The organism is Streptomyces sp. NRRL S-1022 (assembly GCF_000720135.1).
Taxonomy (GTDB): Bacteria; Actinomycetota; Actinomycetes; order Streptomycetales; family Streptomycetaceae; genus Streptomyces.
This window is the reverse complement of record NZ_JOIU01000004.1, coordinates 136,928-149,811: the sequence shown is the minus strand read 5'-3', so window position 1 is coordinate 149,811 and position 12,884 is coordinate 136,928. Positions and strand designations below refer to the sequence as shown.

10 protein-coding genes and 2 pseudogenes are annotated in these 12,884 nt (G+C 72.6%); 7 read left to right on the top strand and 5 right to left on the bottom strand.

The annotated features are described in order from the left end of the window. Positions 1-174: 174 nt before the first annotated feature. Positions 175-894 carry a hypothetical protein gene (locus IG05_RS41910; protein ID WP_234335770.1) on the bottom strand — a complete coding sequence of 240 codons (720 nt, stop codon included), beginning with the start codon at positions 892-894 and terminating at the stop codon, positions 175-177. 9 nt (positions 895-903) lie between these two features. Continuing rightward, positions 904-1,665: a maleylpyruvate isomerase family mycothiol-dependent enzyme gene (locus IG05_RS0105380; protein WP_030339641.1), complete on the bottom strand. Its 762-nt coding sequence runs from the start codon at positions 1,663-1,665 to the stop codon at positions 904-906. A 159-nt stretch (positions 1,666-1,824) separates the two neighbouring features. Here IG05_RS0105380 and IG05_RS48270 point away from each other — a divergent pair. Further along, positions 1,825-2,340, top strand: a pseudogene (locus tag IG05_RS48270) (hypothetical protein); the annotation flags it as partial. A 10-nt stretch (positions 2,341-2,350) separates the two neighbouring features. Here the strand turns inward: IG05_RS48270 and IG05_RS0105370 are convergent. Then, positions 2,351-2,863: a DUF1003 domain-containing protein gene (locus tag IG05_RS0105370; RefSeq protein WP_234335769.1), complete on the bottom strand. Its 513-nt coding sequence runs from the start codon at positions 2,861-2,863 to the stop codon at positions 2,351-2,353. Positions 2,864-2,958: 95 nt separating this feature from the next. Between IG05_RS0105370 and IG05_RS47680 the strand changes: the two genes are divergently transcribed. Together IG05_RS47680 and IG05_RS49030 are read left to right on the top strand one after the other, a co-directional pair. Continuing rightward, positions 2,959-3,276: a hypothetical protein gene (locus IG05_RS47680; protein WP_158838791.1), complete on the top strand. Its 318-nt coding sequence runs from the start codon at positions 2,959-2,961 to the stop codon at positions 3,274-3,276. 156 nt (positions 3,277-3,432) lie between these two features. Next, a pseudogene (locus IG05_RS49030) lies at positions 3,433-3,594 on the top strand (IS5/IS1182 family transposase); the annotation flags it as partial. Positions 3,595-3,722: 128 nt separating this feature from the next. On the opposite strand, the gene IG05_RS41905 reads toward IG05_RS49030, so the two are convergent. After that, complete coding sequence (locus tag IG05_RS41905) at positions 3,723-4,646, bottom strand: alpha/beta hydrolase family protein (RefSeq protein ID WP_199808249.1); 924 nt, start codon at positions 4,644-4,646, stop codon at positions 3,723-3,725. A 446-nt stretch (positions 4,647-5,092) separates the two neighbouring features. Here IG05_RS41905 and IG05_RS0105355 point away from each other — a divergent pair, with 446 nt between their 5' ends. The 4 genes from IG05_RS0105355 (at position 5,093) to IG05_RS0105340 (ending at position 10,318) form a co-directional block, all read left to right on the top strand. Further along, the gene (locus tag IG05_RS0105355; protein WP_078893927.1) at positions 5,093-5,890 is read left to right on the top strand and encodes an oxygenase MpaB family protein; all 798 of its coding nucleotides are present in this window, start codon (positions 5,093-5,095) and stop codon (positions 5,888-5,890) included. Positions 5,891-5,944: 54 nt separating this feature from the next. After that, positions 5,945-7,507: a phytoene desaturase family protein gene (locus IG05_RS0105350; protein WP_030339632.1), complete on the top strand. Its 1,563-nt coding sequence runs from the start codon at positions 5,945-5,947 to the stop codon at positions 7,505-7,507. 139 nt (positions 7,508-7,646) lie between these two features. Next, positions 7,647-8,759, top strand: coding sequence for an NAD(P)H-dependent flavin oxidoreductase (locus IG05_RS0105345; protein ID WP_030339630.1), 1,113 nt, complete (start codon positions 7,647-7,649; stop codon positions 8,757-8,759). After that, on the top strand, positions 8,756-10,318 hold the full coding sequence (locus IG05_RS0105340; RefSeq protein WP_030339629.1) for an acyl-CoA synthetase: 1,563 nt from the start codon (positions 8,756-8,758) through the stop codon (positions 10,316-10,318). The genes IG05_RS0105345 and IG05_RS0105340 overlap by 4 nt, the downstream gene beginning before the upstream one ends. A 41-nt stretch (positions 10,319-10,359) precedes the next feature. Here IG05_RS0105340 and IG05_RS0105335 read toward each other — a convergent pair whose 3' ends face one another. After that, positions 10,360-12,774 (bottom strand): penicillin acylase family protein, encoded by a 2,415-nt coding sequence (locus IG05_RS0105335; RefSeq protein ID WP_030339627.1) that lies wholly within the window; start codon positions 12,772-12,774, stop codon positions 10,360-10,362. Positions 12,775-12,884 lie beyond the last annotated feature (110 nt).

Here is a 12,884-nt window from a genome sequence, read left to right as displayed (position 1 = left end):
AGCTCAGATCGGCGTGTGGCTCGGAAAGTGAAACCGAGTACCTCGGCGCGAATGCCGTCGAGGCGTGCACGACCGGTACGCAAGCCCGTCAGAATTCAGTTCAGTCACGACGATACCGCTCCTACGCCACGATGAAGCCACAGCCGGAACGGTGTCCCCCACCCGAGGCGCTAGTCACGTCACGCTGGGTCGCCGACTGCCAGTGATCACTGTGGAGGACGGCCAAGGCTCCGGCACCGCGATGGTCGTACCCCTCGACCTGCCGGATGGCTGGGTCACTCCGAAGAACGGGTTCGCACGGCCGGACCGGCCTGCGCCGGCATTCACGTACAGGCAGCCATGGACGTGGCGCGTCACAAGTGCTCGAAATAGCGGGTCCACCAGGTCGCGCGTCCTTGGTACGGGCCGTAGCCGGCGTAGCAGGGCCCTTCCTCGGCAAGGTCCGTCACGCCGTCGTAGGGCCGGTGCAGGAGCCGTGGGGGGGATCAGCGTGTAGCCGAATTCGGTGAGTGCGGCCTCGATCCGGCCACGGTCGGCTACCGACAGGGCACCTCCCCGAACGGCTTGGTCCAGGTCGTCGTGGCTGTCGGGCATCGGGGTGGTGACCACCGCGAGGTTGCCGTAGTTACTCAGCCGCACGCCCACGGGGATGCGCGCCTCGGTCGCCTCGGCCAGCAGAGTGATCTTGAAGTAGTAACTGGCGTCTTGTATCTGGTCGTCAAGTTTGCACGGGTGTCCGAAGGCTTCGTCCAGCCGGTCCTTGAGCCGGATCGCTCGTGCCCTGGCCAGCGGGTAGTCGAAGCCTTCGGGGAACTCCAGGTGGTCCGGCGCGGGAAGCCGATCCAAGGTGTGCAGCAGGTCCAGCACCTGAGCGTCATCGTTCATCGCGTCCACTCCGACTGGTTACTCCTCGGGCTCCCAGGCGATCAGCTGCTCGAACACCTGCTGGTCGCCCTGGATCTTCAGGTCGCTCAGCGTGAGGCGGCCCCAGACGAAGAGGAGCAGCTGCTCGGCCGTGCCCGTGGCTGAAGCGGAGGCGGGCGCGGCGTCGTCCGTGAGGGGTGCGGGCCAGGCGCCGGTGCCGTCCAGCGCGAGGAGCCAGGAGCGGCCCTCGGTGGCGTGGTAGTGGATGGTGGCGGCCTCGTGCGGCCAGGCCGCCGGGGTAGAGCTGCAGGTGTCGAGAAACTCGGCCACGCCGTCGATCGCGACCTCCGCCGGCATCGGCTGCACGGCGCCTGCGGCGAGCTGGGCGTCGTAGGTGTGCACCAGCACCTCGTGCACCCGGCGCCGGGCAACGCCCCAGGCGTTCGCCGGCGACACGCCGGCGCCCCACCACGTCCAGCACTCGCGCTCCGGGCCGGCCTCGCGCAGCGCACTCAGCAGCAGCTCGTTCGACTCGGCGTACCAGGCCAGCAGCGCCTCAAGCTCGCGGGGCACCTCCGCGGCGTCCTTGGCCGGCGGAGCCTCGGCCGGGCCCGCGGCGACGATCGCGGCCCACCAGCGCTGGCCCGTACCCAGGTGCTGCACCAGATCGGACACCGTCCACTCGGGGCAGGACGGCACCGGCGCGTCAAGGCTGGGCGCGGCGGCAACCGCACTCCGGAACGCGGCCGACCGCTCGTCGATCAGTTGCAGCAGGGCGGAGTACTCAAGACTGTCTGTCACATCGCTTACCTATCAGGTCAGCTGAGCCGACCGCACCCTATTTTGCAGGCCGTCGGCTGCGGGAGTCGGAGCACCTGGTTGACAGCCTGGTCGCAGCCATGTGCCCGTCCTGGCTGGCTCGTTGAACGAGTCATGGGGAGGGGGAACGGTCCTCCGTGGATGGTGCGGGACGACCTGTGGGGGCGGATCGAGCCGTTGCTGCCGGTCAGGCAGCGGCGTCCGCGCCATCCCGGCCGGCTGCCACTGGACGACCGTGGCTGCCTGCAGGGCATCCTGTTCGTGCCGGGAAGCTGGACTGGTCCCGGGCGGTGATCGACGGCTCCCACCACCAGGCCCGAGGGGCGGCCCGGAACCGGGCCGACCCAGCTGCTGCCCCTGCTCGACGCGATCCCGCGGATCCGCGGAGTGACCGGTCGCCCCCGTCACCGGCCACGGCAGTTGTTCGCCGACCGGGGCTACGACTTCGACAAGTACCGTCGGCTCCCGTGGAAGCGCGGCATCAAGCCGGTCATCGCCCGACGCGGAGTTCCGCACGGCTCCGGCCTGGGCGCGGTCCGCGGGGTGGTCGAGCGGACGAACGCGTGGAGCCACGGCTTCCGACGGCTACGGATCCGCCGGCTGATCCGCGACGGCGTCCACGAGCCGCTCCTGAAGCCCGCCTCCTTCGGTTGTGCCCCAAGGCCGGTCACCCGGAGGACTGGCCGGAGCCCGTCAAGCGGGCGCGGTTCTCCGCGAGGACTTCCTGCACCTTGCGTTCCACCTCCGCCGGATCGACGCCCAGGGCGCGGCCCATGTGGATCGACCACACCTCCGAGCGCACATTGGTCTCGAAGTCGAGATCGGCGCGGATGTTCTCGCGAGCGGCCTGGCGGTTCTGGCTCACCATGACGAAGGCGGAGAGGAAGATCGCCTCCAGGCTGACGATCATCGTGAGCAGCCCGAAGGGGAAGGGATCCCAGACGGCCTCCTGACCGAACACGCCTTCGTTGCACACGATCCAGACCGTGAACCACGCCGCGTGGATGTAGACGAACTGCATGGTGCCGGCGAAGGCGGTGATCGCGTCCGCGATCCGGTCCTCGGTGCCACGCATCCGCGCGAGCACTTCTTGCTCGCGCCGCAGCCGCACAGCCAGGCTGCCCGGACCCCTCGGACGGCCCTGACCACCGGGGCCGCTCGCCGCACCGTCCATGCCCATTCCCGACCACCGTCCATGTGCACCAGCCGACAGCGTAGGGCCGGCGGGGTGCGAACCTCGCGACGACCTTCTCTGGACACTTCCGAATACGTCGCGTGGTCGAACGGCACCGGGAGGGCGGAGGGCGGCGGTGTTCAGGCTGTGAGTCCTTCGATGGCGACGAGGAGGTGGCGCGGGCCGCGCGGGACCGCGTTGGCGCGGTAGGGCGGCGGATCCTCGACAAACCGGGAGAACTCGACCCGACGGAGCAGTTCCGGCACCGCGGCATGGAGTTCGATGCGGGCGAGTGGTGCGCCGAAGCGGTAGTGGATGCCGGTGTGGAAGCGCAGGTGCCCGTTGTCCTTGCGGTCGGGATCGAACCGGTCGGGGTTCGCGAAGCGTTCGGGGTCGCGGGGTGGCGGCGGCCGGCATGAGCCGGACGGGTGAGCCCTTGGGGATCGTGGTGCCGGCGACGTCGATATGGGCCAGGGCGGTGGTCCACGGGACGAACTGGACGGGAGGCTCGTGGCGCAGCACTTCCTCGATGAGCGGGACGGCCAGGTCCGGGTCCTGTGGGAGCTGTTCCAGAACCCGGATTCGGGCTCTCGGGTCAAACCGCCTTCCGCAGGTTCACCGAGTGGTCCGAAGCCCGGGTATGGACGGAACTGCGGCAACTGCTCAGTGACGCGGCTGGAGAGCAGGACGACCTGGACTGGTCGCGACGCGCCGTCGATGCCGTGAGCACGCGCGCAGACTCAAGGGAGCGCGGACGGCGCTGAATCTCCGCACTTGCAGCCTGAGCGGGAAGCGAACTCGCCGTAGCTGTGCAAAGACCGCGACCGTGCTGGAACATGTCCCGGTGCGGGAACTGCAAGCCTGGTCACACCCCGTGACCACCGTCTTCGGTCGCGCGGACGCTGTGGCCGTCGAGGGGGCGGCCCAGGTGCCGGCGGAAGAAGGCGGCGGCCTCCCCGCCGACGCGGACTCGGGCGGTGGGGTCGGCGGGTTCCGGGGCGAAGAAGTCGTCGTGGCGGACGTCGGGGCCGGCCGAGACGCCGCTCGCTGTGGGGATGTGCTCCAGGTACGGCCTGGTGTCGACGTCGTACGGGTTGACCGTGTCCGCTCCACCCCAGCGGATGCCCACAGGCACCCGCACGGCGGCCAGGCTTTCCGGGGTCACGAGACCGCCGGCTCCGGGGGCCACCAGGAAGACGGCCCGCACTCGGGGATCCGAGAGGTCTGCTGCGGCGGCATCCAGCGTGCGCCGTGACGACTCGTCCAGGGGATGCTTCTTCCGCAGTGCCTCCAGGGCGCCGGGGAACTCGGGGATCTCCGGCAGAGGGACCGTTCCCGTCAGTACGGCCCACAGGATCCGCGGATCGACACGGGCCCCGGCAAGGGCCGCCGCGGTGTAACCGCCCAGGGAGAAGCCCGCCACACCGACCGGACCGAGTGGCTGTTCCCGGGCGAGCGCTTCGAGGGCGAAGGAGACGTCCCGGGGCCGTTCCCATATGTGGAGAAAGCCCTCCGGCTCGTAGCCGTCGACGTGGTTGTTGCCGTGGTGATCAAGGGCGACGACCCGGAAGCCCGCTTTGTGCAGCGGTCGTACCAGCCATTCCATGGTGCTGCCCGAACCTCCGGTGCCGTGAGAGACCACGACCAGCGGAGCCGGTGCGGCCTGTGGGCGGCCCGGCTCCCACAGGTAGAGACGGACAGGGCGCGGACGCGTCGGATCCCGCAGGCCGCGTCGGGACTCGTCGTGCAGGACACGTATCAGCGGCCGTCCCTGTCCAGAGATCGTCATGACGACATCGTAGGGAGGTCGCCGGGCCCAGGTGCCGGTCTTCCCGCCGGCGGGGGCTTGCTCGTTTCGCGCCCCGGCGAGGCCGGGACGGAGCGGCGACCGGGCCGGCACCCGGCCGCCACCACCGCTGCCCGGCCGTCCTGGCGCAGGCCACCGGCGGCGTTCCTCGGCGGCGTTCCTCGGCCCGGCCGGCACCGACCGGGAGAAGACAGCCGTGGACGAGAGGCTCGCCAGGGGCGCCATGACGGACGGGGCGCCGTACCCGATCAGGGAGCCGGGACACCCCGCCGCCCTCGGTGGAGGCCGCGGCGGGAATGATCCAGCCGGGCCTGGGCAGGGATGCCCCACGGACCGGTGGCGACAAGAGGTGACGTCCAGTGGCTGTGGTCCCAACCGCCGGCCGGGGCGACCCGGGGCTGTTCACCCCCGCGTCCGTGACCTGGCAGATGCACGGCGACCCCATGATGTGGGTCGCCGGCATCCGCGCGCTCTACCTCCAGGCCCTGCACCCGCGCGCGGTCCGCGGTGTCACGCAGAACTCCGACTTCCGGCGGGACGCCTGGGGGCGGCTGATGCGGACCGCGGACTTCGTCGGTACCACGACCTACGGCACGACCGAGGCCGCCGAACGGGCCGGCGCCCGCGTCCGGAGGATCCACCGCATGCTCACCGCCACCGACCCGGACAGCGGGGAGCGGTACGGCGTCGACGAGCCCGAACTGCTGCTGTGGGTGCACTGCGCGGAGATCGACTCCTACCTGCACGTCCTGCGCCGCTCCGGCTTCCCGCTCAGCGACGCCCAGGCCGACCGGTACATCGCCGAACACCGGGTCAGTGCCCGGCTGGTGGGGCTCGACCCGGAGAGCGTACCGGCCGGCCGGGCGGAGCTGGCCGCGTACTTCGACAGGGTCCGCCCGCGACTGGCCGCCGGGCCCGAGGCACGCGAGGTGGACGACTTCCTGCTCCGCCCGCCGGTGCACCCCCTGCTCCTCCCGGCACGCGAACTGCTCTGGCGGCGGGTGGCGCTGCTGGCCTACGCGGCCCTGCCGCCGTACGCCCACGAGCTGTACGGCAGACCGGCCCCCGCGCCCGCCGCCGTCACCCGCAGGCTGCGCGCCACCGGCACCCTGCTGCGCCGCGTACCGGACCGGCTGCGCTGGCAGCTCCCGCCGAAGCACATCCTGCGCGCCATGGCGCGCCTCGGCCCGGACGCCCGTCCGGCACCGGCGAAACCGCGCTCGTGACCGGCGCCGGGCCCGCCTCTGGCCGCCGCGGATCACCGCGTGCTACGAAGGACCATGTCCGCGAACGAGACACCCCGCGCGTACGACGCCGTCATCGTCGGCGCCGGCCACAACGGCCTGGTCGCCGCCGCCTACCTGGCCCGGGCCGGCCGCTCCGTGCTGGTGCTGGAACGGCTGGACCACACCGGCGGCGCGGCCGTCTCCACCCGCCCCTTCGCCGGGATCGACGCCCGGCTGTCCCGCTACTCGTACCTGGTCAGCCTGCTGCCCGAGAAGATCGTGCGCGACCTCGGGCTGGACTTCCGCGTCCGCGCCCGCACCATCTCCTCGTACACCCCCGTGGAGCGGGCGGGCCGGCCCACCGGCCTCCTGGTCGGCGGGGGCGAGCAGCGCACCCGGGAGGCGTTCGCCCGGCTCACCGGCGGTGACCGCGAGTACGAGGCCTGGCAGCGCTTCTACGGCATGACGGGCCGCGTCGCCCGGCGCGTCTTCCCGACCCTCACCGAACCGCTGCCCACCCGCGACGCACTGCGCCGCCGCATCGACGACGAGACCGCCTGGCGGACCCTGTTCGAGGAGCCGGTCGGCGTGGCCGTCGAGGAGACCTTCGCCGACGACCTGGTACGGGGCGTCGTCCTCACCGACGCGCTCATCGGCACCTTCGCCGACGCCCACGACCCCTCCCTCGCCCAGAACCGCTGCTTCCTCTACCACGTCATCGGCGGCGGCACCGGCGCCTGGGACGTGCCCGTGGGCGGGATGGGCGCCCTCACCGACGCGCTGGCCGCCGCGGCGCGCACCGCGGGGGCGCGCATCGCCACCGGGCACGAGGTGCTCCGGATCGACACCGACGGGCACACCGCCGAGGTCGCCTACCGCACGGCCGACGGCGAGGGCGTCGCCGCCGCCCGGCACGTCCTGGTGAACGCCTCCCCCCACGAACTGGCCGCCCTCACCGGCGACGTGGCGCCCGAACCCGCCGAGGGCGCCCAGCTCAAGGTCAACATGCTGCTGGAGCGGCTGCCCCGGCTGCGCGACCCCGACGCCGACCCGCGCGAGGCGTTCGCGGGCACCTTCCACATCGCCGAGGGCTACGCGGAACTGGCCACCGCCCACGCCCAGGCCGCCGCCGGCGAACTGCCCACCACACCGCCGTCGGAGATCTACTGCCACTCCCTGACCGATCCCACCATCCTCGGCGCCGGCCTCGCCGAGCGCGGCTACCACACCCTCACCCTGTTCGGCCTGCACACCCCGGCCCGGCTCTTCGACCGCGACAACGACGCCGTACGCGAGGAACTGCTCAAGTCCACCCTCGCCCAGCTCGACGCCCATCTGGCCGAACCCCTCGCCGACTGCCTGGCCACCGACGCCGACGGCCGCCCCTGCATCGAGGCGAAGACCCCGCTCGACCTCGAACGGGACCTGCGGCTGCCCGGCGGCAACATCTTCCACCGGGCCCTGTCCTGGCCCTACGCCCAGGAGGACAGCGGCCGTTGGGGCGTGGAGACGCGGCACGCGAACGTCCTGCTGTGCGGGGCGGGCGCGGTGCGCGGGGGCGGGGTGAGCGGGGTGCCGGGGCACAACGCGGCGATGGCGGTGCTGGAGCACACCTGACCGGCCGCCCCCGGGCCCCGTGCCGGCTCCCGGGCCGGCCGGCAGGGGCCGCGGTCACCCCGCGCGACCTCCCGAGGGAATCTGACGGAGCATCAGAAAAGCTCTTCCGTCGTCCGGCCCGCTGCGGCATCCTGCGCCCATGCAGACGGAGCTGAGCAGGAAACTGGGAATCGAGCACGCCGTCTTCGGCTTCACGCCGTTCCCCGCCGTCGCCGCGGCCATCAGCCGGGCCGGCGGCTTCGGCGTGCTCGGCGCGGTCCGCTACACCGCCCCCGACGACCTCAAGCGCGACCTCGACTGGCTCGACGCACACGCCGGCGGCCGGCCCTATGGGCTGGACGTGGTCATGCCCGCCAGGAAGGTCGAAGGCGTGACCGAGGCGGACGTCGAGGCGATGATCCCCGAGGAGCACCGGCGGTTCGTGCGGGACACCCTCGCCGCGCACGGGGTACCGGAACTGGCCGCGGGCGAGGCCTCCGGGTGGCGTATCACCGGCTGGATGGAACAGGTCGCCCGTACCCAGCTCGACGTCGCCTTCGACTACCCGATCCGGCTGCTGGCCAACGCGCTCGGCTCCCCGCCCGCCGACGTCGTCGCGCGCGCCCACGACCGGGACGTCCTCGTCGCGGCCCTCGCCGGCAGCGCCCGGCACGCCCGCAAACACCAGGAGGCGGGCCTCGACATCGTCGTGGCCCAGGGCTACGAGGCCGGCGGCCACACCGGGGAGATCGCCACCATGGTGCTCACCCCTGAGATCGTCGACGCCGTCGCCCCGCTGCCCGTCCTGGCCGCGGGGGGCATCGGCAGCGGCCGGCAGGTGGCGGCCGCGCTCGCACTCGGCGCCCAAGGTGTATGGCTCGGCTCCCTGTGGCTGACCACCACGGAAGCGGACCTCCACTCGGCCGCCCTCACCCGCAAGCTGCTCGCCGCCGGCTCCGGGGACACCGTCCGCTCCCGTGCCCTCACCGGGAAACCCGCCCGCCAGCTCCGTACCGAGTGGACCGACGCCTGGGACGACCCGGCCGGCCCCGGCACCCTGCCCATGCCGCTGCAGGGGCTGCTGGTCGCCGAGGCCGTCTCCCGCATCCAGAAGTACGAGGTCGAGCCGCTGCTCGGCACCCCCGTCGGCCAGATCGTCGGCCGGATGACCGCCGAACGCGGCGTCCAGGAGGTCTTCGACGACCTCACCCGCGGCTTCGAGGAAGCCGTGGACCGCGTCAACCGCATCGCCGGAAGGAGCGGCCAGTCGTGAGCGAACCCGCGAACACACCCCCCGCCGGTTTCTGGGCCCAGGCCGCCCGGGACCCCGGCCGAACGGTCCTGATCGCGCCGGACGGCGAGGAGTGGACGGCCGGACGGCTGCACGCCGCCGCCAACCGCCTCGTCCACGGCCTGCGCGCCGCCGGCCTCCGGCGCGGGGACGCCTTCGCGGTCGTCCTGCCCAACGGCGCCGAGTTCGTCACCGCCTACCTCGCCGCCAGCCAGGCCGGCCTCTACCTCGTCCCCGTCAACCACCACTTCGTGGGCCCGGAGATCGCCTGGATCGTCGCCGACTCCGGTGCCAAGGTGCTCATCGCCCACGAACGGTTCGCCGGCCCGGCCCGCCGTGCGGCCGACGAGGCCGGTCTGCCGGCCGGCCACCGGTACGCCGTCGGCACGGTCGAGGGCTTCCGGCCCTACGGCGAGCTCCTCGACGGCCGGCCCGGCTCGGCGCCCGAGGACCGGGAGCTCGGCTGGGTCATGAACTACACCTCGGGCACGACCGGACGCCCGCGCGGCATCCGCCGCCCGCTGCCCGGCAAGCGCCCCGAGGAGGCCTACCTCGGCGGCTTCCTCGGCATCTTCGGCATCAAGCCGTACGACGACAACGTGCACCTCGTCTGCTCGCCGCTGTACCACACCGCCGTCCTTCAGTTCGCGGGCGCCTCCCTGCACATCGGGCACCGTCTGGTGCTGATGGACAAGTGGACGCCCGAGGAGATGCTCCGTGTCATCGACGCACACAAGTGCACGCACACCCATATGGTCCCCACCCAGTTCCACCGGCTGCTCGCGCTCCCGGAGGAGGTACGGCAGTCCTACGACGTCTCGTCCATGCGGCACGCCATCCACGGGGCCGCGCCCTGCCCCGACCACGTGAAACGCGCGATGATCGACTGGTGGGGCGACTGTGTGGAGGAGTACTACGCCGCCAGCGAGGGAGGTGGGGCCTTCGCCACCGCCGAGGACTGGCTGAAGAAGCCCGGCACGGTCGGCAAGGCCTGGCCCATCAGCGAACTCGCGATCTTCGACGAGGACGGCAGGCGGCTGCCGCCCGGTGAACTCGGCACCGTGTACCTGAAGATGAACACCGGCGGCTTCTCGTACCACAAGGACCAGGCCAAGACGCGGAAGAACCGCATCGGCGACTTCTTCACCGTCGGCGACCTCGGCTACCTGGACGAGGACGGCTACCTCTTCCTCCGCGACCGCAAGATCGACATGATCATCTCCGGCGGGGTGAACATCTACCCGGCCGAGATCGAGTCCGCCCTGCTCGCCCACCCCGCCGTCGCCGACGCCGCCGTCTTCGGCATCCCGCACGACGACTGGGGCGAGGAGGTCAAGGCCGTGGTCGAACCCGCCCCCGGCCACGAGCCCGGCCCCGGACTGGCCGCCGCGCTCCTGGACCACTGCGCCGGGCGGCTCGCCGGATACAAGCGGCCCAGGAGCGTCGACTTCATCGCCGACATGCCCCGCGACCCCAACGGCAAGCTGTACAAGCGGCGGCTGCGGGACCCCTACTGGGAGGGACGTCCACGTCCCGTGTGAGACGGGTGTGGTCCCGCCCCATGGAGGACGGGACCACTGGTTCAGCGTTCGCGCACGTGGACGACCTTGAGCGCGGGGGAGGACAGGATGTCCTTCTCGCAGAAGCGCGGTGTCACCCACTGCTGCCGGGAGAACAACCGCGTCTGGTCGCTGTAGTGCGGCGAGGTGGGGTCGGAGGACTGGGAGTACGTCAGCAGTGTGCGCGCCACCGGGCAGCGGCTGCCGTTCCAGCCCACCGCCTGGATGTGGCTGGACCCCATCACCACCTCCGTGTACCCGCCGTGCGCCGGGTCCCACACCGGCTCGACCTTGTTCCACACGCCCAGCGCCTCGGTGCCGCCCGGAACGGGCATCCGCTCACCGCCCCGCACGACGAACTGATGCTCGCCGAGCGGGGCGTCGAGCGGAATGCCGGCCCCGCGCAGCTCGGTCACCGCGTCCGCGAGGGCCGTGGCGAAGCCCGGCGCACCGGTGTCGAGCGTGTGCGGGGTGTGCACCGGGTCCGCCGCCGAGAACGGCACCTTCCACCGCTGGGCGTTCGGCACCAGCGCGCCGATCCGCCGCCAGAAGCGGTCGAAGAGCAGCGCTCCCCGGCTCCCGGTCCCTGCGGTGCGGTCCCACCCGGCGAGCACCGGGCACGCCGCGGAGACGTCGACCTCCTTGCCGTCCTTGTTCCTGGCGAGACCGCCGGGCAGCGCGGCGCACCCACGGGCCGCGTCCCCGGCCGCCAAGGCGCCCACGGTCACCCGGTTCGCGAACTGCTGCCGTTGCAGGTCCCGTACGGTCAGGCCGCCCCGCCGCGCCATCGCCGCCACCGCGTCGAGGGCGCCCCGGGTGCGCGGCGAGCGGACGGTGCCGACGGTGCCGAAGATCCGCTCGTACCCGGTGAGTGGACGGTCGGCGTTGGCCAGCCAGGCGCTGTCGTTGGAGTTCTCCGCGTACGGGGCGTCCTTCAGCGTCGGCATGCGGGCGGGCCCGAAGGTGCCCGGCTGCACGGCGTCGGCGTCCCGGCCCGGAGCGCAGGCACCGCGGGAGCCGTCGAGGACCGCGAGCCCCGCCGCCGGGTAGGTGGCCCTGCCCAGATCCGTGGAGCAGCGCCCCGCCAGGTCGTCGGTGATCCGGGGCAGCACCTGCGACTGGCTGAACAGCGAGTGCCCCGAGGAGTCCGCGGCGATCGTGTTCACCCAGGGCAGGCCCTGGTGCCGGGTGAGCGACGCCAGGACGTCCGCCGTGCCGCGTGCCTTCCCGAAACCGAGGGAGGTGTCGGCGAACCGCATGTTCGCGGCGTTGGGGTCGTTCAGCGCGAACGCCGTCGTGGTGGTCCAGGGCAGCGGGAGGTCGCCCCCGCCGGAGGCGACGACCGGGCCGTAGCGGGTCCACCACTGGGTGCGGGTCACCGGCGGGCCGTCCTCGACCGGGACGGTCACGGTCCGCCGCGTCATCCGCTCCGGCCGTCCGTCGACCAGGTAGACGGTCGGGTCGGCCGGATCCAGCGTCAGCTGCGTCAGGTTGAAGGGCACACCGGTGGAGACCGTGTGGCTCCACGCCACCCGGGAGTTGTAGCCGATGGAGACGGTGGGCGAGCCGAGCAGCGCGGCGCCGGCCACGTCCAGTTCGCCCGGGATGGTCTGCTGCACCTGCCAGAAGCGGCGTCCGCCCTGCCAGGGGTAGTGCGGATTGCCCAGCAGCAGGCCGCGGCCGTCGGCCGTGGTGTCGCCGGCGAAGGCGACCGCGTTCGAGCCCATGTCCGCGTCGGCGGCCCGCCGGCGCAGGGCCCGTATCAGGGCCTGGGCGTCCGGCGCGGACCCGGCGCCCCGGGCCCGGGCCGTGGCGGCGGGCGGCTGCGCCCCGGTGATGCCGTCCACGGCGTCGCCCTGGCCGCCGATCACTGCGAGGGCGTAGAAGCGGGCCGCCACGTCCACGGTGCCGACCGGGCGCACCCAGGCGGCGCCCTTGCAGGCCGGGTCGGTGGTGCGGTGCTGCCGCAGCCAGGCGTCGTACCCGGCCGCGTAGCCCCGCATCAGGTCCCTGACCTGCCGGCTCGGGCCCAGCGGAGCGGGCTCGGCGAGCAGCTTCTCCACCGTGCCCGCCTCCCGGACGCCCCGGAAGTACAGATCGCTGGAGAGGTTGTCGCCGGCCGAGGACAGCGAGCCGTCGGGCGCCGCGTGCGGCCCGAAGTACCGTGAGCGTTCGCCGCGCACGGTCACGAAGCCGTCGGCGAGGACGCACACCTGGTCGGCGGCCTGCGCCCAGCCGGTGCCGAATCCGAGGTCCGCGTAACTGCGGGCGCGGATGTGCGGAATGCCGTACTCGGTGTAGCGGATGACGGCCGACAGGCCGCCGTGCGACGGGTGTTCCTGGCGGCTGGGCCGCTCGGCCGCGGCGGCGGGCAGCGCGGCCGAGGCGGTGAGCAGGGCGACGGCGGCGACGGCCAGTCGTCTGAAGCGATTGCGCACGTGGTGCCTCCCAACATCATTGAGGGAAGGAGCGGTTGAGCGTACCAATCGGTATGTGTCCGGGTCTCCCGGGTGCTTGACCTGCCCCGGTGACGGACCGAGGATCATGA